Annotated in this window: 22 protein-coding genes and 5 tRNA genes; 14 read left to right on the top strand and 13 right to left on the bottom strand. The window is 65.3% G+C overall.

What is annotated here, in order from left to right; translation table 11 throughout:
• The first annotated feature begins 72 nt into the window (after positions 1 to 72).
• From serC to aroA, 3 genes are all read left to right on the top strand, one after another.
• Positions 73 to 1,158, top strand: a complete 1,086-nt coding sequence (serC, locus tag BN3794_RS08020; protein ID WP_066095800.1) for a phosphoserine transaminase — start codon at positions 73 to 75, stop codon at positions 1,156 to 1,158.
• A 67-nt stretch (positions 1,159 to 1,225) separates the two neighbouring features.
• On the top strand, positions 1,226 to 2,383 hold the full coding sequence (gene pheA, locus BN3794_RS08015; RefSeq protein ID WP_066095796.1) for a prephenate dehydratase: 1,158 nt from the start codon (positions 1,226 to 1,228) through the stop codon (positions 2,381 to 2,383).
• Positions 2,384 to 2,449: 66 nt separating this feature from the next.
• Positions 2,450 to 3,769, top strand: coding sequence for a 3-phosphoshikimate 1-carboxyvinyltransferase (aroA, locus tag BN3794_RS08010; RefSeq protein ID WP_066095794.1), 1,320 nt, complete (start codon positions 2,450 to 2,452; stop codon positions 3,767 to 3,769).
• Positions 3,770 to 3,934: 165 nt separating this feature from the next.
• On the opposite strand, the gene BN3794_RS08005 is transcribed toward aroA, so the two are convergent.
• Entirely contained in the window at positions 3,935 to 4,615 is a 681-nt protein-coding gene (locus tag BN3794_RS08005; RefSeq protein WP_066097162.1) for an energy transducer TonB, read from the bottom strand.
• Positions 4,616 to 4,727: 112 nt separating this feature from the next.
• On the opposite strand from BN3794_RS08005, the gene serS reads away from it, so the two are divergent.
• The 4 genes from serS to BN3794_RS07985 all read left to right on the top strand — a co-directional run bounded on the left by serS (position 4,728) and on the right by BN3794_RS07985 (position 8,412).
• Positions 4,728 to 6,008: a serine--tRNA ligase gene (gene serS / locus BN3794_RS08000; RefSeq protein WP_066095791.1), complete on the top strand. Its 1,281-nt coding sequence runs from the start codon at positions 4,728 to 4,730 to the stop codon at positions 6,006 to 6,008.
• A gap of 86 nt (positions 6,009 to 6,094) precedes the next feature.
• The gene (locus tag BN3794_RS07995; protein WP_066095788.1) at positions 6,095 to 7,087 is read left to right on the top strand and encodes a LysR family transcriptional regulator; all 993 of its coding nucleotides are present in this window, start codon (positions 6,095 to 6,097) and stop codon (positions 7,085 to 7,087) included.
• Between the two features lie 59 nt (positions 7,088 to 7,146).
• A tRNA-Ser gene (locus tag BN3794_RS07990) sits at positions 7,147 to 7,236 on the top strand.
• A 255-nt stretch (positions 7,237 to 7,491) separates the two neighbouring features.
• Positions 7,492 to 8,412, top strand: a complete 921-nt coding sequence (locus BN3794_RS07985) for a M14 family metallopeptidase (protein ID WP_066095787.1) — start codon at positions 7,492 to 7,494, stop codon at positions 8,410 to 8,412.
• Between the two features lie 39 nt (positions 8,413 to 8,451).
• Here BN3794_RS07985 and BN3794_RS07980 read toward each other — a convergent pair whose 3' ends face one another.
• Entirely contained in the window at positions 8,452 to 10,680 is a 2,229-nt protein-coding gene (locus BN3794_RS07980) for a penicillin acylase family protein (protein ID WP_066095784.1), read from the bottom strand.
• A gap of 166 nt (positions 10,681 to 10,846) precedes the next feature.
• Here BN3794_RS07980 and BN3794_RS16620 point away from each other — a divergent pair, with 166 nt between their 5' ends.
• Positions 10,847 to 11,251 (top strand): hypothetical protein, encoded by a 405-nt coding sequence (locus BN3794_RS16620; protein WP_160330908.1) that lies wholly within the window; start codon positions 10,847 to 10,849, stop codon positions 11,249 to 11,251.
• A gap of 209 nt (positions 11,252 to 11,460) precedes the next feature.
• Here the strand turns inward: BN3794_RS16620 and BN3794_RS16690 are convergent, their stop codons facing one another.
• Positions 11,461 to 11,880 (bottom strand): hypothetical protein, encoded by a 420-nt coding sequence (locus tag BN3794_RS16690; protein WP_066095778.1) that lies wholly within the window; start codon positions 11,878 to 11,880, stop codon positions 11,461 to 11,463.
• Positions 11,881 to 12,489: 609 nt separating this feature from the next.
• Here BN3794_RS16690 and BN3794_RS15895 point away from each other — a divergent pair.
• A complete protein-coding gene (locus BN3794_RS15895) occupies positions 12,490 to 12,738 on the top strand; it encodes a DUF3653 domain-containing protein (protein ID WP_078059649.1) in 249 nt (82 codons plus the stop codon).
• A gap of 144 nt (positions 12,739 to 12,882) precedes the next feature.
• On the opposite strand, the gene BN3794_RS16360 is transcribed toward BN3794_RS15895, so the two are convergent.
• From BN3794_RS16360 to BN3794_RS16615, 9 genes are all read right to left on the bottom strand, one after another.
• Positions 12,883 to 13,191, bottom strand: coding sequence for a hypothetical protein (locus tag BN3794_RS16360; RefSeq protein ID WP_160330907.1), 309 nt, complete (start codon positions 13,189 to 13,191; stop codon positions 12,883 to 12,885).
• 121 nt (positions 13,192 to 13,312) lie between these two features.
• Complete coding sequence (locus tag BN3794_RS15890) at positions 13,313 to 14,488, bottom strand: zonular occludens toxin domain-containing protein (RefSeq protein ID WP_078059648.1); 1,176 nt, start codon at positions 14,486 to 14,488, stop codon at positions 13,313 to 13,315.
• Positions 14,485 to 14,856: a DUF2523 family protein gene (locus tag BN3794_RS16355; RefSeq protein WP_147675703.1), complete on the bottom strand. Its 372-nt coding sequence runs from the start codon at positions 14,854 to 14,856 to the stop codon at positions 14,485 to 14,487. Before BN3794_RS16355 ends, BN3794_RS15890 begins: the two co-directional genes overlap by 4 nt.
• 67 nt (positions 14,857 to 14,923) lie before the next feature.
• Positions 14,924 to 16,225 (bottom strand): virulence factor TspB C-terminal domain-related protein, encoded by a 1,302-nt coding sequence (locus BN3794_RS16350; protein WP_160330906.1) that lies wholly within the window; start codon positions 16,223 to 16,225, stop codon positions 14,924 to 14,926.
• A gap of 259 nt (positions 16,226 to 16,484) precedes the next feature.
• Positions 16,485 to 16,727 (bottom strand): major capsid protein, encoded by a 243-nt coding sequence (locus BN3794_RS07960; protein WP_066095772.1) that lies wholly within the window; start codon positions 16,725 to 16,727, stop codon positions 16,485 to 16,487.
• A gap of 422 nt (positions 16,728 to 17,149) precedes the next feature.
• The gene (locus tag BN3794_RS16345) at positions 17,150 to 17,335 is read right to left on the bottom strand and encodes a hypothetical protein (RefSeq protein ID WP_147675701.1); all 186 of its coding nucleotides are present in this window, start codon (positions 17,333 to 17,335) and stop codon (positions 17,150 to 17,152) included.
• Between the two features lie 3 nt (positions 17,336 to 17,338).
• On the bottom strand, positions 17,339 to 17,626 hold the full coding sequence (locus BN3794_RS07950; RefSeq protein WP_078059647.1) for a single-stranded DNA-binding protein: 288 nt from the start codon (positions 17,624 to 17,626) through the stop codon (positions 17,339 to 17,341).
• Positions 17,623 to 18,603, bottom strand: coding sequence for a YagK/YfjJ domain-containing protein (locus BN3794_RS15885; protein ID WP_078059646.1), 981 nt, complete (start codon positions 18,601 to 18,603; stop codon positions 17,623 to 17,625). Before BN3794_RS15885 ends, BN3794_RS07950 begins: the two co-directional genes overlap by 4 nt.
• A 46-nt stretch (positions 18,604 to 18,649) precedes the next feature.
• Positions 18,650 to 18,817 (bottom strand): hypothetical protein, encoded by a 168-nt coding sequence (locus BN3794_RS16615; RefSeq protein ID WP_160330905.1) that lies wholly within the window; start codon positions 18,815 to 18,817, stop codon positions 18,650 to 18,652.
• 162 nt (positions 18,818 to 18,979) lie between these two features.
• On the opposite strand from BN3794_RS16615, the gene BN3794_RS15880 reads away from it, so the two are divergent.
• From BN3794_RS15880 to BN3794_RS07930, 5 genes are all read left to right on the top strand, one after another.
• Positions 18,980 to 19,363: a DUF3693 domain-containing protein gene (locus BN3794_RS15880; protein WP_078059645.1), complete on the top strand. Its 384-nt coding sequence runs from the start codon at positions 18,980 to 18,982 to the stop codon at positions 19,361 to 19,363.
• A 572-nt stretch (positions 19,364 to 19,935) separates the two neighbouring features.
• A tRNA-Ala gene (locus BN3794_RS07945) sits at positions 19,936 to 20,011 on the top strand.
• A gap of 46 nt (positions 20,012 to 20,057) precedes the next feature.
• Positions 20,058 to 20,133 (top strand) — tRNA-Glu (locus BN3794_RS07940).
• Positions 20,134 to 20,198: 65 nt separating this feature from the next.
• A tRNA-Ala gene (locus BN3794_RS07935) sits at positions 20,199 to 20,274 on the top strand.
• Between the two features lie 45 nt (positions 20,275 to 20,319).
• Positions 20,320 to 20,395, top strand: a tRNA-Glu gene (locus BN3794_RS07930).
• 15 nt (positions 20,396 to 20,410) lie between these two features.
• Here the strand turns inward: BN3794_RS07930 and BN3794_RS07925 are convergent.
• Complete coding sequence (locus BN3794_RS07925) at positions 20,411 to 20,998, bottom strand: cytochrome b (RefSeq protein WP_066095766.1); 588 nt, start codon at positions 20,996 to 20,998, stop codon at positions 20,411 to 20,413.
• Positions 20,999 to 21,050 lie beyond the last annotated feature (52 nt).

Below are 21,050 nucleotides of genomic sequence, written 5' to 3'. Positions count from 1 at the left end.
GCAGGAAAAACCATCCCCGCCTCCCCGCGTTGCGCTGCGGCATACTAGAGGCCTTGTCCCGGATGGTGTGACATGACACGCGTGTACAACTTCAGCGCCGGCCCGGCCGCGCTGCCGGAGCCGGTCCTGCGCCAGGCGCAGGCGGAAATGCTGGATTGGAAGGGCCTGGGGGCCTCGGTGGCCGAGATCAGCCACCGCAGCGCCGAGTTCATGGCCATGGCCGCGGAGACCGAAGCGGACCTCAGGCGCCTGCTGGGCGTGCCCGACGACTACGCGGTGCTGTTCCTCGGCGGTGGCGCGACCTCGCAGATGGCGCTGCAACCGCTGAACTTCGCCGCCCCGGGCCAGGCCGTGGATTTCGTGGTCACCGGCCACTGGAGCAAGACCGCGATCAAGCAGGCGCGCCCGTACGCCGACATCCACGTGGTCGCCGACGGCGAGCCCGGCGGGTTCCGCGACATCCCCGCGCGCCAGACGTGGTCGTTCGCGCCGGGCGCGGCCTACGTGCACATCACCGCCAACGAGACCATCCACGGCGTGGAGTATCCGGACGCGCCGGAGGTGGGCGCGGCGCCGCTGTTCGCCGATTTCAGCTCCTCCATCGCCTCGCGGCCGATCGACGTGTCCAGGTACGGGCTGATCTACGCCGGCGCGCAGAAGAACCTGGGGCCGGTCGGCATCGCGGTGGTGATCGTGCGCCGCGAGCTGCTCGAGCGCGCCGGCCAGCCGCGCGCGGACATCTTCACCTACGCCTCCCACCTGGCGCGCGACTCCATGCTCAACACGCCGCCGACCTGGAACTGGTACATGCTCGGCCTGACGGTCAAGTGGATGCTGGCCGAGGGCGGGGTGGAAGCGTTCGGCCGCCGCAACGCCGCCAAGGCGCGGCTGGTGTACGAGGCCATCGACGGCTCCGGCGGCTTCTACCGCAACGAGGTCGTCCCCGCGGTGCGCTCGCGGATGAACATCCCGTTCTTCCTGCCGACCCCGGAACTGGACGCGCTGTTCGTGGCCGAATCGCGCAAGGCCGGCATGATGGGCCTGAAGGGCCACAAGGCCCTGGGCGGCATCCGCGCCTCGCTCTACAACGCCGTGCCGCACGAGGCCGTGCAGGCGCTGGTCTCGTTCATGGGGGGGTTCCGGCAGCGCTACGGCTGAGGCGCCCGGCCCTTCCCGAACCATCGCCGCGCCCGCCGGGCGGCGGCACCGCACCGACAGGATTTCCATGCCCGCCACGCCCAAGAAACCCGCATCCGCCGCCCGGCCGAAGGCTCCGGCCACGGCGACCAAGGCCGCGTCCGCCGCTCCCGTCCTGGCCGACGTGCGCGCCAAGATCGACGAGCTCGACCGCACCATCCAGGCGCTGATCGCCGAGCGCGCCGGGTTCGCGCGCCAGGTCGGCAAGGCCAAGGGCAAGCTCGCCGCGGCGGTGGACTACTACCGCCCCGAGCGCGAGGCGCAGGTGCTGCGCATGGTGGTGGACCGCAACGAGGGCCCGCTGTCCGACGAAGTGCTGGTGCACGTGTTCCGCGAGATCATGTCCGCCTGCCTGGCCCAGCAGGAGCCGCTGAAGATCGGCTACCTCGGCCCGGAGGGCACCTTCAGCCAGCAGGCCGTGCTCAAGCACTTCGGGCGCTCGGCGGTGGGCCTGCCGATGGGCAGCATCGAGGAAGTGTTCCAGGAGGTGGAAGCGGGCAACGCCGATTTCGGCGTGGTGCCCGTGGAAAACTCCGGGCAGGGCACGATCCAGGTCACGCTGGACATGTTCCTGACCTCCAACCTGAAGATCTGCGGCGAAGTCGAGCTGCGCGTGCACCAGTACCTGCTCTCGCGCAGCGGCCGTATCGAGGACATCGAGCGCATCTACGCCCACCCGCAGTCCTTCGCCCAGACCGCAGGCTGGCTGCGCGCCAACCTGCCCCGGGTGGAGAAGGTGCCGGTGTCCAGCAACGCCGAGGGCGCGCGCCGCGCGCGCAACGCCGACGACGCGGCCGCCATCGGCGGCGAGAGCGCCGCGCACGTGTACGGCCTGAAGAAGGTCATCATGAAGTCGATCGAGGACGACGACGACAACACCACGCGCTTCCTGGTCATCGGCCGCAAGATCTTCCCGCCCTCCGGCCACGACCGCACCTCGATCCTGGTGTTCATCCACGACAAGCCCGGCGCGCTGTTCGACGTGCTCAGCCCGTTCGCCCGCCACGGCATCAGCATGAACCGCATCGAGTCGCGGCCCTCGCACCAGGCGCGCTGGGAATACGGCTTCTTCATCGACCTGTCCGGCCACGTCGAGGACGAGGCCATGCAGCAGGCGCTGGCCGAGCTGGAGGCGCATTCGGCGCAGATCAAGGTGCTCGGTTCCTACCCGGTCGCCATTCCCTGAGGACGGCCGGGGCACCGGTGCCACCGCAACGTCCCGCCGGCGGCGGGGCTTCGCACGAGAACATCCATGACGAGCACGCAGCAGTACTGGATCGCCGCCAGGGGCACGGCCCTGCAGGGCAGCCTGACGGTTCCGGGTGACAAATCGGTTTCCCACCGCGCGGTGATGTTCGCCGCGCTGGCCGACGGCACCTCGCACATCACCGGCTTCCTGGAGGGCGAGGATACCCGCGCCACCGCCGCGATCATGCAGCAGCTGGGCGTGCGCATCGAGGCCCCGGCGCCGGGCGAGCGCATCGTCCACGGCGTGGGCGTGGACGGGCTGCGCGCCCCGGCCGGCGACCTGGACTGCGGCAATGCCGGCACCGGCATGCGCCTGATGGCCGGCATCCTCGCCGGGCAGGCGTTCGATACCGTGCTGGTGGGCGACGCCTCGCTCACGCGCCGGCCGATGAAGCGCGTGACCGAGCCGCTGGCGCAGATGGGTGCACGCATCGACACCGCCGAACGCGGGACGCCGCCCCTGCACGTGCACGGCGGCCAGGCGCTGCACGGGATCCGCTACGACTCGCCGGTGGCCAGCGCCCAGGTCAAGTCGGCGGTGCTGCTGGCCGGCCTGTACGCCGACGGCGAGACCGTGGTGGACGAGCCGCACCCGACCCGCGACTACACCGAGCGCATGCTCTCCGCCTTCGGCGTGGGCGTGGAGTTCTACCCGGGCCATGCGCGCCTGCGCGGCGGCCAGCGCCTGCGGCCCACCGACGTGGCGGTGCCGGCGGACTTTTCCTCGGCGGCGTTCATGCTCGTGGCCGCCTGCATCGTGCCCGGCTCGGAACTGGTGCTGCGCCAGATCGGCCTGAACCCGCGCCGCACCGGCCTGCTGGCCGCGCTGCGGTTGATGGGCGCGGACATCAGCGAGTGCAACCACGGCGAGCACGGCGGCGAGCCGGTGGCCGACCTGATCGTGCGCCATGCGCGGCTGCGCGGGGCGCATATCCCCGAGGCGCTGGTACCGGACATGATCGACGAGTTCCCGGCGCTGTTCGTGGCCGCCGCCGCGGCCGAGGGCGAGACCGTGGTCCGCGGCGCGGCCGAGTTGCGGGTCAAGGAGTCCGACCGCCTGGCGGCCATGTCCGCCGGGCTGCGTACCCTGGGCGTGTGCGTGGACGAAGCCCCGGACGGCGCGACGATCCACGGCGGCCCGATCGGCAGCGGCACCATCGACAGCCATGGCGACCACCGCATCGCCATGGCCTTCGCCGTGGCCGGCCAGCTTTCCGGCGGGCAGGTGCGCATCGACGACGTGGCCAACGTCGCCACCTCGTTCCCGGATTTCGACGGCCTGGCGCGCGGCGCCGGCTTCGGGCTGCAGGCGCACCGCGGCTGAGTCCGGCGGGCAGCGGCCGGGCGCGCTCCCTGCGCACGAATCCGGAGCAGGTTGGCCGGGCGTTCGACCGGCCCGCCTGGCCGCCCGTGCGGCGCCGGAGACCGGCGCGGCCGGCGACATGAGCGGCGGCCGCGGCGAGTGCCGCTGCGCCGGCCGGTCCTGGATCTAGCGCGTCTTGAAGTCGAAGGGCACGTCCACGGTGCCGACGATGGCCTGGCCATCGCGTTGCGCCGGCCGGAAGTGCCAGCGCCGCACCGCGTCCATCGCCGCCTGGTCGAGCTCGCGCGAGCCGCTGTGCTGGAGCACGCTCACGCCCGAGGGCACGCCGGTGGCGTCCACGTCCACGCGCACCACGACCGTGCCCTGGTCGCCGCGGCGCAGCGCCTCGGGCGGGTACTGCGGGGCCGGCTGGTCGGGCAGCGGCACCGGCTGGCCGCCGGGTGCCAGCTCGCCGGCCTGCGGTGCCGCCACGGGCGGGGCAGGGGGCGTCGCGGACGGCGGCACCGGTTCGGCCTGCGCCGGGGCGGCGGCCACGGGTGCGTCGGCGGGAGCCGCGGCATCGGCCTGCTCCGGCGTGGCTTGCGCCTGGTCGCCGCCGCCATCGCCGCGCGCGGCGGGCATGTCGCTGGCGCCGTCGCCTGCCGCCAGCGGCGCGGGCAGCGGCGCATCGTCGCTGGCCGCCTCGGTCTTGTCCTCGGCCTGCGGGCGGTAGAAGTCCTCGCGGCGGCCGGTCAGCCAGACCAGGCAGAACAGGACGATGCCGGCGCAGAAGGCGATGCCGGCGATCTTCAGGGCACTGCGCGGCAGGCGGAACACGAAATCGGAACTGGAGCGCGAATCGGGCATGGCGGCATCCATGGAGACCGGCCGATTCTGGCACAGCGCCGCGGCGATGCGCGGCAGGGGAGCGCATAACAGGCGATAATCGCGGTTTCCGTTCAAGCTGCGTGTCCCTTCCATGCTCGATCCTGTCCTGCTTCGCCAACAACCGGCCGAACTGGCCGAACGGCTGCGTGCCACGCGCGGCTACGCACTCGACGTGCCCGCCGTCGAAGCCCTCGAGGCCGAGCGCAAGCACATCCAGGTACGCACCCAGGAGCTGCAGGCCCTGCGCAATGCGCGCTCCAAGGCGATCGGCCAGGCCAAGGCGAAGGGCGGGGACGTCGCCGCGCTGATGGCCGAGGTCGCCGGCTTCGGCGAGGAACTCAAAGCCTCGGAGGTCGCGCTGGACCGCATCCGCGGCGAGCTGGAGGCGCTGGCGCTGGGCATTCCCAACCTGCCGGCCGATGACGTGCCTGCCGGCAAGGACGAGCACGACAACGTCGAGGTGGCGCGCTGGGGCACGCCCAAGGCGTACGACTTCCCGGTCAAGGACCACGCGGAGCTGGGCGCACCGCACGGCTGGCTCGACGGCGAGACCGCCGCCAAGCTCTCCGGCGCGCGGTTCACCGTGTTGCGCGGCCCGGTCGCGCGCCTGCACCGCGCCCTGGCGCAGTTCATGCTCGACCTGCACACCGGCGAGCACGGCTACGAGGAGACCAACGTGCCGGTGCTGGTCAACGCCGAGACCATGCGCGGCACCGGCCAGCTGCCCAAGTTCGAGGACGATCTGTTCAAGACCGTGGTGAGCGATTCGGTGCGCTACCTGATCCCCACCGCCGAAGTGCCGCTGACCAACATGGTGCGCGGCGACATCGTCGAGGCCGAGCGCCTGCCGCTGCGCGTGACCGCCCATTCCATGTGCTTCCGCGCCGAGGCCGGCAGCGGAGGCCGCGATACCCGCGGCATGATCCGCCAGCACCAGTTCGAGAAGATCGAGCTGGTCAGCATCGTGCGCCCGCAGGACAGCGTGGCCGAGCACGAGCGCATGACCGCCTGTGCCGAGACCGTGCTGCAGCGCCTGGGCCTGCCGTACCGCAAGGTCCTGCTGTGCACCGGCGACATGGGCTTCTCGGCGACCAAGACCTACGACCTGGAAGTGTGGCTGCCCTCGCAGGACACCTACCGCGAGATCTCCTCGTGCTCCAACTGCGGCGATTTCCAGGCCCGGCGCATGCAGGCGCGCTGGCGCAACCCGGAGACCGGCAAGCCCGAGCTGGTGCACACCCTCAACGGCTCCGGCGTCGCCGTGGGCCGGGCGATGATCGCGGTGCTGGAGAACTACCAGAACGCCGACGGCTCGATCACCGTGCCCGAGGTGCTGCGCCCATACATGGACGGCCAGGAGCGCATCGGCTGAGGCGCGCCGGGATCGGCCGTGGGCGTTGCGGCCGTGGGACGACCGTGCTTGAATCGCGGCATTCGTTCCACGGCTGAAGCAACCACGTGCAGGATCTCAACGATCTCTACTATTTCGCCATGGTCGTGGACCATGGCGGTTTCGCGGCCGCCGAGCGGGCGCTGGGCATTCCCAAGTCGCGCCTGAGCCGGCGCATCAGCCAGCTCGAGACCGACCTGGGCGTGCGCCTGCTGCAGCGCTCCACGCGGCGCTTCGCGGTCACCGACGTGGGCATGAGCGTGTACCGCCACGCGCAGAGCATGCTCGCCGAGGCCCAGGCGGCACGCGAGGTGGTCGATCGCCTCAGCGCCGAACCGCGCGGCGTGGTACGGGTGAGCGTGCCGGTCTCGCTGGCCCAGATGCAGATGCCCAAGCTGCTGCCCGGCTTCATGGACGCCTACCCGCTGGTGCGCCTGCAGCTGCACATCAGCAACCGGCGCGTGGACCTGATCAACGAGGGCTTCGACGTCGCCCTGCGCGTGCGCTCGCGCCTGGACGACGACGGCAGCCTGGTGATGCGCAGCTTCGGCCAGGTGCAGGAACTGCTGGTGGCCAGCCCGAAATACCTGGACCGGGCAGGGCGGCCGCGCGACCCGGACGACCTGGCCGCGCACGTCACCCTCAGCAGCAGCGAGGACGAGGCGCGCCAGCGCTGGGAGCTGCACGGCCCCGAGGGCGAGGTGCGGCGGGTGGACCTGCAGCCGCGCATCGCCGGCTTCGATTTCCCGCTGCTGCAGTCGATGGCGCGCGAGGGCTTCGGGATCACCATGCTGCCGGAGACCATCTGCGCCGACGCGGTGCGCAACGGCGAGCTGGAAGTGGTGCTGCCGGAATGGTCGCTGCCGCAGGGCATCTGCCACGCCGTGTTCGCCTCGCGCCGCGGCCTGCTGCCGGCGGTGCGGGTATTCATCGACTACCTGGCCGAGCACCTGCCCGAGGAACTGCGCGCCTCGCGGCTGGAATGCGACGGCGGCTGCCAGCGCGCCCGCGAACGCATCAAGGCCACCCGCACCAGCGCGCTCACCGTGGACGCGGGCTGATTTGCCCGTCGCCGCATGCGACAATGCGGCCGCCGCCGACGCCGCCAGGCGCCCGCAACGGAGAGATGGCCGAGCGGTTTAAGGCACCGGTCTTGAAAACCGGCGAAGGGTCAAACCTTCCGTGGGTTCGAATCCCACTCTCTCCGCCAAACCCCAATGATCGTCGCGCAGAGTTCGTCGGAAGTGTCCCGTGGCGGCATGGGACTCGAGCGCAAGATGGGCGCAAGATCGGCGCGGTCACGCCATCGGCGAAAGGGACGCGCCCCCGGCGGGCGCGTCGCTTCATCATCAACACCCGAGCTTCGCTCTTGGCAGGCCGCCGCAATCGCGCTGCGATGCCGGCCGCATGCCGGACCCGGCGTAGAATTTCCGCTTCGAATGCCGCATCGAGACGGAACATTTCCATGCACCAGCAGCCCTTCTATCCCATCGGTACGCCCGGCCAGCGCTGGGGGGCGGAGGAACGGGCGCAGTGGCGCGCGCGCCAGCGGCGCCAGCGCAGCCATGCCGAGGACGTGGTGAAGGCGATCGATGCCCTGCGCGGGGACTTCGACGTCGTCCAGTACGGCGCGCTGGACTACGCTCCGGACACGTATCCGCTGCTGGCCGTGCGCAGCCGCGACTGGCGTGCCGACCGGCCGCTGGCCCTGGTCACCGGCGGCGTGCACGGCTACGAGACCAGCGGCGTGCACGGTGCGCTGCAGTTCCTGCGCGAGCGGGCCGGCGCCTACGCCGGCAGGGTCGACTTGCTGGTGGTGCCGTGCGTGAGCCCGTGGGGCTACGAGCGCTTCGATCGCTGGAATCCGGACGCGATCGACCCGAACCGCTCCTTCTACCCGGACAGTCCCGCGCAAGAGTCGGCGGCGCTGATGGCCCTGGTCGCGCCGCTGCGCGGACGCGTGCTGATGCACATCGACCTGCACGAGACCACCGATACCGACGAGAGCGAGTTCCGGCCGGCCCTGGCGGCGCGCGACGGCAAGGCGTTCGTGCCCGGCGAAATCCCCGATGGCTTCTACCTGGTCGACGACGCCGACAACCCGCAGCCGGCGTTCCAGGACGCGGTGATCGAAGCCGTCGCCCGGGTCACGCACATCGCACCGGCCGATGCGCGCGGGGAGATCATCGGCTCGCCCGTGGCGGCGCCGGGGGTAATCCGCTATGCGCTGCGCGAGCTCGGCCTGTGTGCCGGCATCAGCGGCGCGCGCTACACCACCACGACCGAGGTATATCCGGACAGCCCGCGCGCGAGCCCGGCACAGTGCAACCAGGCGCAGGTGGCGGCGGTATGCGCCGCCCTGGACTACGCCCTGGCCCATCCCTGAGACAGCGGCCCGCCGCCGGAGGCAAGGCGCACGCGCCGGTCAGGACTCGCCCGGCCGGTAGGTACGCCGGGCATGCGCGGCCACGTCCTCGGCGGTGAAGTGCACCGGGCGCAGGTCGCCGTCCGCATAGCGCTGCGCCTGGTCGGCGAAATGGGGCGAGGACGGATCGCCGCTTTCGCCGCCGGTGCTGACCGCGCGGGCCACTGGTCCCTGCGGCCCGAATTCCACGACCGCCACGAAGCTGTTGCCCGAGGTGCCGTACAGGCGCCGGGTACCGGGGTAGGCACGCGCGCCGAACGAGGCCAACGATCCCCATTTGGCCGAGGAGAACGGTACCGGCAGGCTCGGCCTGGCATCGTCGAACGTCTGCACGATGGCACCGTCGTTGCGCTGGTAGCGGTTGACCTGCGCCCACGCCACCTGCCAGCTGCCGAATTCCTGCTGCAGCTTGTCCACGGCGGCCTGCAGGGCATCGAGCCGTTGCTGCGAGGTGGCCGTTCCGGCGGCGTAGCGCCACACCGGCACGTCCGCCGCCTGGGCGGCCGCGGCGATCTGCGGCCACAACGCATCGCCCCAGAACTGCGCCAGGGTCATCGCCGTGGAGTCCAGGCCCCAGCGGTAGTCCCAGCCACGCAGCAACGCCACCGGTGCGGCCAGCCGCGCGCGGCGTACGTCGGTGGCGGGCAGGGCTTCGTAGTCGGCGAGCAGGGCCGGCACCATGTCGGCGAAGGCGGGCTGCCAGCTGTCGTAGGCGGCGGCCATCAACCCGGGCAGGGTGAAATCGCGGTGGCCCTGCAACAGCCGGACGGCGTGCGGGCCGCGCGGGTTCTCGCCGGCCTGGTCCATGTACGGCGGGAAATCCTCGCGGCGCGGGCTGTCCGCGCCGGCCGCGGTCCACGGCCAGTTGTTGGTGTTGAACACCCAGCCGCTGGCCGGGGCGATCGCCTGCGGCAGCTGGTCCAGCGTGTGGATCCCGTGCCAGTCCGCGGCCGGATCGCTGCCGTCCACCGGCCGGCGATAATCGAGCTTCGGGTTGCGCACCGGCACGAACTGCGGATGCAGGTAGGCGATGGTGCCGTCGGCATCGGCATAGATCGTATCGTTGGACGAGTTGGCCTGCAGCCGGGCCACGTCGAGGAAGCCGGCGAAATCGGTGGCCTTGGTGCGCAGGAACGACTGCTGCAGGGCCTGCACCGGCCGGTCCATCATCGCGAAGGCGATCCAGCGGCCATCGTCCTGCGCGCGGATGATGGGGCCGTGATGGGTGGCATAGGTGTCGAAGCTGCGCCGGCCCATGCTGCCGTCGGGCTGCCGGTAGGCGAGGGTGACCTGGCGCACCCGCACCGGCCGCAACTCGTCGCCGTAGCGGTAGGCGAGGGTGCCGTCCTTGCCGCGCACGATGGTCTCGGCGAACTCGTCGACGCGATCGACTCCGCTGGTGGTATGCATCCAGCCGGCGCGGCGGTTGAACCCCTGGTAGACGAAGAACTGGCCCCAGGTCACCGCGCCGTAGGCATCCAGTCCCTCGTCGCTTTGCATCTGCAGCTCGGAGCGGAAGAAGAAGCTGGTGTGCGGGTTGATCAGCAGCAATGCGTGGCCGTCGCGGGTCAGCTGCGGTGCGATGGCGATGCCGTTGGAGCCGCTCGGCTCGCGCAGCGACGCATCGCGCTCGAGCGCGGCCAGCGCGATCGGGCGATTCTCGTAGAAGGCCTGCAGCTGCGTCAGCGGGATGTACTCGATGTCGCCACCGATGCTGCCTTCGGTGAAGCACATCGTCATCCACGGCTCGAAGCGGGTGATCAGCCGCGGCTTCACCTGCGGATGGGTGGCCAGGAAATAGTTCAGGCCGGCCGCCCAGGCATCCATCAGCTGCTTCAGCCAGTCCGGGCTGGCGGCGTAGTCGGCCTTGAGCGAGGCCTCGTCGAAGTACAGGCGCTGGCGCAGGTCCTGCCAGATCGCCTTTTCGCCCTCGACCTCGGCCAGGCGCCCGAGGTTGGTGATGTAGTTGGTCTCGACGCGGTTGAAGTCGTCCTCGGCCTGCGCGTAGACCATGCCGAACACCGCGTCGGCATCGCTCTTGCCGTGCACGTGCGCGATGCCCCACTCGTCGCGGGTGATGGTCACCCGCCGCGCCTGGGCCTGCCATGCGGCATCGACGGACGCGCCGGTCGTCTTCGCGTACGCCGCATGGCCCACCGAAAGAAGAAGCAGCGCGACGGCGGCCAGCAGGCGAGGGCGGCGCGCCCGGGATGCGGAAGCGTTCGGCATGGTCGTGGCGGTTCCGAGGGGAGGGGGATCGGCCGATTCTAGCGCCGCTCCGGGCCCGGTCCGTCAGGAGGTACGCCGGGGAGAAAACCGACACGCCGTGCAGCCGGATGCAGCTGCCCACTGGGCAGGCACCACCACTATCGTGCACGCAGGACAGGAGGTGGCGATGGACGTGCGATGGTGTGTGGCCGCGGCGATGCTGGCCTCGATGCCGGCCTGGTCGCAGCAGGTCTACAAGTGCGCACAGGTCGCACAGGGCGCAGGGCCGGTCTATCAATCCGAGCCGTGTTCCGGAAAGATCCTCCGCGCGTGGGATGCGACGCCGGACCCTGTGGATCCGGCCGTGCAGCAAAGCCTGCGGCAGATCGACGAGCAGCTGTGGCAACGCAATCGCCCGTCATCGCAGCGCCAGGCCCGGTCCAGAGTGTCGACCCGCAAATCGGCATCCGTGGTCTCGCCATGCGAACGGGAAAAGCTGGCCAGGACCGCCGCATTCGAGGCTGCGGGCATGAAGCGCACGTTCGCCCTGACCCGGCGCTGGGACGACCGGGTGGCCGCGGCGTGCCGTTAGCCGTGAGCGTGGGTCCGAGTCGTCCCATGGACTTCGGGAAAGGGACGAGGCGAAGGAGTCCCGCGTAGGCGCTTTGGTGCCTCGTCGCTGAACCTGCCCGTCGCTACCCGGCAAAGCGGCGTTCTACGAGGATCGCCGCCGAGCGGGCCGGTCTGTCCAGGTCCTGGTTGTCCACGAGATCCTTTCGCGTAAGCGGTTGAAGCCCTGGTTCAGCAGGGTTCGCGGGGGAGTTGCACCCAACCGTTCTCGACACGCTGGAACCGCTGGCCCTGGATGCATCGCTGGCCGGGCTTGAGTGCCTTCGCCCTTATTTCCTCTCGGCTCTGCTGCTCCGCTCGCTTTTGCCAACCGAATGGATCAGGGTCATTTGCGTCTTTGATGAACTTTTCGACGGCGGTGCGCTGGGCTTTTTCCTGCTCTTCGGCCACGGCCGATGCGCCGATTCCGAGGAGGGTGCAGGTGGCCAACAGGCATAGCGACATGCCAATGAAGACGCCGATCGCTACCTTCCAGACCAGCCCGTCATTGGTGCTACTGGCTTGGTACTGCGCACCGCGGCAGGTGCCGTTTCTGAACTCGATCCCGCTCATGTCCGGGCTTTTGCCGAACTTGGGTTCTTGGCGTTCCATGGCTCCCCCTGTGGATCCGGGAGGCATTGTAGGGGGCAGGAGATCTCCAGTGGACGATGTGTCCCCGCAGCGGTAGCGCCTCGGCCTGCACGTGGAACGGACAACGGTTACTCGGTCAGCGACTTCGCGCGTTCCCCTTGACCATGCTCGCGTCTTTGCCGGAGCACGTCTCGCAAATTGATCACGTGCGGATCCTTACGCCACGAGGGTTCCGGGGCATCCGCCGATCAAGCGGCCGCATCGCGGGCTTCGGCCATCATCAACCGCCATTCCCTGGCGATGTTGCAGGTCAGGGACCACCAGGCCATGTCCTCGGGGAACAGGCTGTGGCTCTTGGGTGTCCACATGTGGCCACCCTGGAAACCAAAACCGGCCCAAGGGCGGTCAGTTCGGTGCGTTCGGTGGGGTCGATCTCGCTCATGCCTGGAGTTCCGTTTCCTTGGGTGGACGCTGAGGCAAGCAAGAGACGAGCCACATCCAGATCCATCGGAGTCGCCTCGCAGAATTTCTCATTTCGCATAATGCATATTATGTCACGCGTGAGGGAGCGAATCCGCGCGCGCTTCACCGCGATCCGACGAAGCTGGGCCGCCGGATGGATCCCGGCACATGCGTAACCAAAAAATGACCGGCCGCTGGGCCGGTTTTTCATTCGACAACGATGCCCTCGTGACACCCGAAGGCCGCAGGCTGTTGCCAGAAGATCTGGCGTGGATCTCACTCACTGCAGCACTGGCACAAGAATGGCGCCGGATGATGGAGGAAAAGCGGGCTTGCAACAGGGTGACGAGGCGGGACGCGGGAACGGCATCGGTGATCCTACTGCGGCAGGCGCTGAACGATCGTGCGCGCGGGTGAGGCGCTTGCGTAGGGGGCGAGCCCCCTACACCCCCGGTCAGCGACCAGAACGACCGGAGCGATAACGAAACTCACACCAGGCCAGGCGTGCGCCCAAGACGAGGACGACGACGCCGGCGATGATCTTCTGAATTTCGTAGAGCATCACTTTTTCCTCAGTCGATAAATATCTTCATGGCCAGAATGGTGACGCTTCACCAATTCCTCGATGTACATATCAAGACCCGATTGACGATCCGGGTCCGAACCAGGACGACGCAAGTACCACCTCAGTGAATCAAATAGTGACGCATCACTCATCGTGTCGACAGGATCAACGCAGAACTTTCGACGGAAGCGATATTCCCGCGCACGCGCAGCCGGATCCATCGGACCCGAAGCATGTTTAGGCGGACGCCCACGCTTGCGAGGAAGTGACATTTCAAGAGTGCCGGGGTCCTTTTCATCACGCATCACTAAATCCTCGCCAGTTAACATCATCATATTATCGTGGCGCATCACGATTGTATAATGATGATTGGATATAAGTGACGCGATACAATAATATAATGACATCAATCGAGATCACCGCGAACTACAGCGAGGCAGACGGCAAGGAAGATTCATAGGGCTTGGACTCCGGAAACGTGCCCTGCCCCCGCTCAGCCGCGGAAATAGCTGCAGTAGCCGGAGCCGCAGAAGGCGCCTGAGCAGCGTCAGACGAGGCGACAGCGACGCCGGGCTGCAGAGGATCACGGTACGGGTTGTAAACACCCTCCCGCGCGACAGACCGGCAAATCTCAATCGGCACAGATAGCTTCGTGGCCTGCTCGCTATAGCAGTGGCACCCGTCCTGGCCATCCTGGCCAACCGACATGCAATAAATCTCAGGCTTTGCGACCACATCCCTACCCTGATACACGGGCGCCGACCACGGCATATAGGGCACAACAGGCTGAAACTGAGCGAGATACTTCCCAGGGTCAGTAGTGGCCTGAATACGCGTACCCTGCTCCGAACTAGCACCCGCAGTGCTACTACTACCCGACAAGGAAACCTGATCGACCTTTGGAGGCGCAGCGAGATGCGTACTACCAGCAACCATCGAGGACATAGTACGAGCCCCACGAAATCCAAACCACAAGATGGCCGGAACAATAATCAAAAGCGCCCAAATACGCAGCGGCAACCGAACACGAAAACGATGCGCTGAAGCCGATTCATACCAATCATAATACTTCTTAGGATGCCACCAATTAGAAACAATAGCTTCCTTGCGAGCTTCCTTATTCTCCGCAGGATTACCGACAAAACGCTCAGACCATTCAAAAATAGTCGAACGCGCCATGAAACCCTTACGCGAAAGATGAAAGTGCTTGTTAAGCCGCGTCCCCTTTAAGAAATGATCGAACTCACCAGACTGAGTTAACAGAATCCAACGAACATCACGGCGGCGAGATTCCGCCATCTCCTCAATCCACTTCGGCGGACGACCAGGACCGCGCTGCGGCATCCATTTATGAAACTCATCGACAATAATAACCGTGTTTTTCAACTCACCTCGATCAGCACGAATAGCCCATTCTTCAATAGGAAAAGGCAAAACAGGCAGCTTGCGAGTATCAGCGCCATTAATTCCGATCTGATAAACGCGATCCGCAAGCTTATTTTTAAGAAGCAAATCGGCCTGCTCAATTGCAAAAAGAGTTTTACCAGCTCCCAAAGTGCCGGTAATAACATTCAAAGGCGCAATGATTAGGGGCTTCTTCATAGCGGCTGATTCAAAGCATCCGAACGCTTAGCGGCAGCAACATTAGATGCCGCGGCAATAGCAATAGCCGAAAGAACAACAGTAATAGCCGAATCAAGCTTGACCATCTTGATATAAACAATCCACGTAGCATCCAAGCCGGCAAACTTACCAGCAAACCAATTAGTAAGAGTAGGCGTCACCCACTTATTAACAACGAACGAAAGGCCGAGAAACTTAATGATCTTGGCGACAATACCGCCACCATAAACCATTAAATAGAAGATGATCCACTTGCCCATCCGTGAACCACGGACAGCCCGAAAAATACGAAGTACCAGCGGTCCAATCCGACGAATCCAACTGAAAATACCGAGCAACCAAGCCATAAACACCTCAGAAGGTTAACGCGGCTGGGCGCAGACGCCTTTGGCTTTCTCTGCACCGCAGCCGCGATTACTTGGATTTAGCGAGAATCCGAATCGCCAGCCAATAAGCCAGCGCCATCACCATAATTCCCACATTCCGCAAGATCGAACAAATCGGGTCCATGCTAATCGTGAAACTCGCAGCCCCCACCTTGAACGACGGCAGCTGAGGGCACTGATCCGAACCAGAAAGAAAGCCCGACGCATCAAGCTTACTCAGCTCATCGGAAATATCCTTTTCCTGCCACATGGAAATCCCCTGATCGGCCGTATCGCCCGTACCAATATTCGAAACATCCGGCTCATCAGATCCATCACCCTCCGCCCCCATTTCGTTATCGAATCCAGTATTAGGCGAACCCGCCTCAGCATCCGATTTACCCTCACAGCGCATATTCCAGAGCATTTGACCGACATAGCAATCGGACGCGTTACCAGTGCACGTCGGCGGCGCATCACAATTAGCGCCACCATTTAACTCAACTCCCTTGCAACGCAAATACCACGTTTGAATCAATTGATTGCATTCGACACTAGACATATCCGAGCACTGAAACGAAGAAACATCGCAACCCGCGCCCGTTGCCGCAGTAGGAGATTGACCATCCTTATTTTCGTCTCCCTCAGCTTTGCCATCACCCTCAGAGCCAAAAGAGGAAATCCACGTCAAAATATTAGTAACAGTAGATGATCCGCCAGAAGTAGTAGTTACCGTCCCGCTAGGGCCCGAGGTCCATTCACCACCATTAGCCGGCCTAGTAGTAGGTGCGTTAATAGACGCACTGCCCTGAACCGCCGCCGCCGCATCATTCTCGCTATACTTGACGCCCTGCTCAGTTTGCTTCCAGCAAAATTGCTTACCGCTCGACGCGGTAACGCACTGCCGCCCATCCTTCTTCATACACTGCGTAAGCGAGCCTTGCTGCGTGCAATCCTGATCGGCGCTGACTTCTTCACCAGAGCCATCACCAGCAGAACAAGTGCCCCCATCAGCCCTCCAGCCAGACGTAGCGGACGTGTATACGGGACCTGATCCAAGCTGCACCGACGCGATGTTTCCCACCGGAACGAACTTGCATCCGTCCGAACATGCAATACCGCCAACACCGCTAGCGCCCTTCGTCATTGAAGCCGGCAAGTTGCTACGAGCCGAACAGGCATTGGAGAAGTTGAAATAATTGCCCACGGGCACGGTCAAATTGGTGTTATTTGCGTCGCTATAAGTCCACCAAGCGCGATAGTTTCCTAAGGTGGCAGAACCACTCAAAGTGCACCCGCGCGCGCTCACCGTGACGCCTGAGGCAGGAACCAAAGAATTGACATAGCTCATGCACGCCTGATAAGCACTGCCCTGATCAGCAGCTGAAACTGACGCGCTAACCAGCAACGCCAACGAAAGAAACGACAGCAGCGCAGCAAGCCTCACCCGAATCGAAGTGCGCACGTCAATCCCCCGAAATGATCCGCATGGCCATGTAGGTGCTCAGCAGCACCAGCCAACCCGCGTAGTCGTTCCACATAAAAGCCTCCGAAAAGACAAGGGGGCCGAATGACCCCCCTGCCCCACTACAGAACAGCGCCAGGACAGGTCAGATCAGGAAGGCGATGACCCACTTGAAGACGATGCCCGCGGCCACGGCGCTGACCATGAGCGGACCCACCTCGCCCACGGCGGTGGCGACCTGCTGGAGACCCGACGTCGCCGCCGACACGTCCACGCTGCCCGCAGACTGGGCGCACGCCAGACCGGCGGCCATGGCCATGCCAGACCCGACCAGGATCTTCTTGCCCAGCGAGACACGCGGGGCCGAGGACGGATGCTGCTTTTCCATAAAACGCTCCTTGAGAAATGCCCTCAGGACCGAGGGCTGAGATACCGCCGAACGAACTTGAAGCCCCACGCCGTCATGGCAATCGACACCATCAACCCGGACAACTGGAGCCCCTGAGCAACCGAAAGCGGCGGCAATAGCCCCGGCTGCTCCACCCACGCCTGCGACGTGCACGTATCACTGGTGTCGTCGTACGCAACACAGGCCAGGACCTTCATCGACGAGCGACCTCCCGACGCGCCTCAGCAACCAGGGCATAAGCCCGAAACTCCGCATCACGGCGACGGTACTCAGCAAGGCGCAGCCACCGCACCCACCGAACAAGACCGAAAGACACGAAGAAACAAGCTCCGATCAACGCACCCCAACAGAGCGCGTGAGATCCGGCGACCAAGACAGCAACCAGGAAAGCACCCATCGCGCTACCTCAAATCCAACGGAATCTGATTACGTGACGCATCACGCTTAAACGACTTGAACGAAGCCAACAGCGCGCAGCACACCGCCACGAACGTCAGCACCAGGAACAGAAGGGACGTGTTGCCCGATGCCGTCAGCCGCATCACCGCCGACCAGATCGCGAGCAACCAGAACTCGACCGGGCGCACGGATTAAGCCGCCCTTGCCGAGGACTTGCCGGTATCCAGGGCGATGAGCTTGATGCGACGACCGAAGCCCGGAGCGCCGAACTCATCGACCTGCAACGACTCCGGATCCACCTCATACACGCCGGGCGGATACGGCACCTGCTCGTCATCGAGCGTGAGCTTGAAAGGCAAAACGAAATTGCCCGGACGCTCGAAAGCCGCACCCTGGGTGCGAAATGTCAACTCACCCCGCTTGTCGTTCGCGGGGATGACACGGGTTTCCACGTTCGTATTGAGGATCTGAACCTTCATAGGGTCACCAATTTCCATGCAATAGTCCGGCCAAAGACAAATGTGACTTTCCACGGGGACGGCCAGAACTCCCCGGTAAGCCTGTCGAACCACCCGCCGTTGCACTTGCGAACATCGGCCGCCTCGCCGAGGAACTCACGGGCTTCTTTTGAGGCCTTCCACCAACGCAGCTCGCGGCGCGACTCTTGACTGAGCCCACCAACGCCATGCGTGCGAAACCCCTTAGGAAATGCACCAGCGGTGACGCTGGTGAACTTGCTTGCGTACTTTGCCAAGTAGCCGACGCAGTTACGTGCACGCTCGATTTGGCTTAGGCCGTGAGGCCACCAGCCCCGCTGATCGACCTTGCCGAAGTACATGCCACGAGGCACCCACAGCATCACGTGATAGTGCGGGCGCAGGCGCTGAGTAAGCTCGCCGACCCATACGTAACGGAAGCTTTCACGCGCCCACCGTTGGGTCCGAGATCGAGCGCGATTGAAGTGGCCCCGCATGCGCTTAAGTAGCTCGCTAACGTGACGAGGGCTGCTATCGCATCCGTCTCGGTAGGTGAGGGTGAGGAAGTACCAAGCGCCTCGAAAGCCACCGACTTTTGCTTCTTGATCATGTAGGCGTGCCGAAGTGATGACCGACTTGCGAAGCCGGTTCGCGCGGGTGAGGAGCGGGTCGATCTCTAACGAGAGGACCGCTGGAACTTGTTGCGTGTCACTTGTTTTGTAATTGACAAGCCCAAGGGCCGCCGCTTCGCGGCGGCCCTCAGGGGTCAGCTTCACGGGCTTGGCACGGACGTACTCAGCCAACGACGTGCCCGCAAGCCGCTTCTGACGATGCAGGGCAGCGGTAGCTTCATCAGTGCGGCGCTGAGACGCGACCATGAGCCCGACCTGACGATCGAACTCAGCAAAGCGCTCCTGAGGCCTGGGCGGGTCCACGAGGACAAGGGAAGCATTGCGGTCAGTAGTGCACGCAATGCACATCCGGCCCTCAAATAGCTGGACCGAAGGTTCGCCGCAGAAGGCGCACTCACCGATCACAGGGACCACCCGAGATGAAAATGGCGACGACGTAGATCGCCGACATCAAGACCAGGGCGATCAACAAAGCTCGATTGGCGTCATCGACAAAGTGCAAGGCCAGGACGTAAGCACCCAAGGCACCGGCAAGCGCGACAGGAAACAGCGGCTCCGACACGATCCACACCCTTATCGTGACGGGTCACAATTAAGCAGCGACCCTCCCCTCCCCTAAGGCCACGGCCCGGCCAGGGGAAAACCGGGGCCGTGGCGTCAGGAAGCGTCCTGACGAAGGGGATGTAAGCTGATGTCCTGACCCAATGTCAACTGGAATCCTGACATGAATGCCATAGCTGAACTAATCGATCAGGTGCGAGAGGCCGGAAAATTCAATTCAGACATGGGCTTAGCAGAGAGGATCGGAGTAAAACGACAGACCTTGCACGCCTGGAGGCACGGAGCAGCGCCAATGCCAGACGAACGAATTGCGCAGCTGTGCGCTCTAGGAAAGCTGGACGGCCCGACATGGATGGCCAAGATCCACGCCGAACGCGCGGAATCCCCTGCCGAGCGGCAACTATGGAGATCGACGCTGGAAAGGCTCGGGGCGGTGGCAGCAGTGCTGGCAGTCGTGGCAATCACGATTCCTGCAGCACATGCCGGAAATCACATGGAGATCAATCACTTGCACGGCGCAAGTGCGGAGATCATGCATATTATGTAATTTAAGGGATCTCGAAGATGCACTACCGGTTCGGCCCTCTGCGCCCAATGACTTCTGTTGCGATCTGCTCCAGCAACCATGACTGTCGCCATGGATTGTCTGCGTCGGTGGCCTGTTTTGCAGTTCTAGACGTCCCGAGGCACACAGTGTCTGGTGTGAGTCGGATGGTCGTCTTGTTGCCGCGATTCGCACGTGCCTCCCGGGCTGCTCCATCTGCTGTCATTGGCAGCCAATAGTTCGATCTCGTTGGACCAGAGGAAGTCGATATCCAGGCGGACGGCGGGCCTGGGGTGAGGTGCGCTGTACCCGGACCTCGTCCATCTTCGCCTGTCGGAGCCGTCTCCCAGGCTTCCAGGAACTTGTCCATCTACTACTTCGCGATGCCATGACTCCTCGCCTGCGAAACAGGGGGCGATGCGGCTGGCATCGATGGAACGCTTCCGCCATCGCGTGCGGCCGCGGCACGTGTCACGCCGGTGGTTGTGCCCCTCGCCCATGGCCGCGCATCGGATGCACGAAAAAGCTTGCGCAGGGTGAAGGGCATGGCTATGATTTCGCTCCTCCCGCCGCGTGGGGCCATAGCTCAGCTGGGAGAGCGCTTGCATGGCATGCAAGAGGTCGCCGGTTCGATCCCGGCTGGCTCCACCAACTTTTCCAGGCACTAGGCCTGTCTGGATGGGTAAGGATTTAAAGCGTCCCCATCGTCTAGAGGCCTAGGACACCACCCTTTCACGGTGGCGACCGGGGTTCGAATCCCCGTGGGGACGCCACTGATCAAGCTTCGCCCCAACGAAGTTTGTCGACAACTCGAAGTTCTCGTCACGATGCATTTCGTGGGGCCATAGCTCAGCTGGGAGAGCGCTTGCATGGCATGCAAGAGGTCGCCGGTTCGATCCCGGCTGGCTCCACCATTTCTTCGCCGCCGGCCGCTCGGGCCCGCGGCCGATCTGCCAAACGTCCCCATCGTCTAGAGGCCTAGGACACCACCCTTTCACGGTGGCGACCGGGGTTCGAATCCCCGTGGGGACGCCATTCCCGTTTTTCCGGTCATGTCGCGCTGCTTCCGCGCCCCAGCATGCGGGCCAGCACGCCGTCGTCGAGCACGAAGCGGTGTGCCAGCGCCGCAACCACGTGGCCGACGATCAGCACCAGCAGCATCCAGCCCAAGGGGCCGTGCAGCATCTCCGCCGGTGGCCTCATCCAGGCGATGTCGCGCCCGGGCGCCGCCTCCCAGATCGGGATTCCGAACGGCTTCAAGGCGCGCCCGCTGCCGTAGTGGCGCATCAGCGCCAGGGCCGGAATGACGAGCATCAGCAGGTAGAGCAGGCCGTGCCCGAGGCGCACCGCGAGGCCTGCAAGACCGGTGCCGTGCGACGGGCGGCGGCGCAGGTTGACCAGGGCCCAGGCCACCCGCGCCAGTACCAGCGCCATCAGCACGGCGCCCAACGGGACGTGGGTGCCGACCAGGAACGCGGTCAACGGCGTGCGGCCGATCGCCAGCTTCACGAGCATGCCGCCCAGCTGCCAGGCCAGGATCGCCGCCATGCTCCAGTGCAGCAGCCGGGTGATGCGCCCGTAACGGTATTCGTCGTCGAGCCAGACCGAGGTCGTGCCGCGGGAAGGGGCGCTGGCCATGTTCCGTATCCTGGGCGTCGGGGAGATGATCCATCCTAAGCGGTGAGGCGCG

The organism is Xanthomonas massiliensis (genome assembly GCF_900018785.1).
Classification (GTDB): Bacteria; Pseudomonadota; Gammaproteobacteria; order Xanthomonadales; family Xanthomonadaceae; genus Xanthomonas_B; species Xanthomonas_B massiliensis.
Note: the sequence above shows the minus strand (reverse complement) of the source record. Positions and strands in the feature narration are given on the sequence as shown.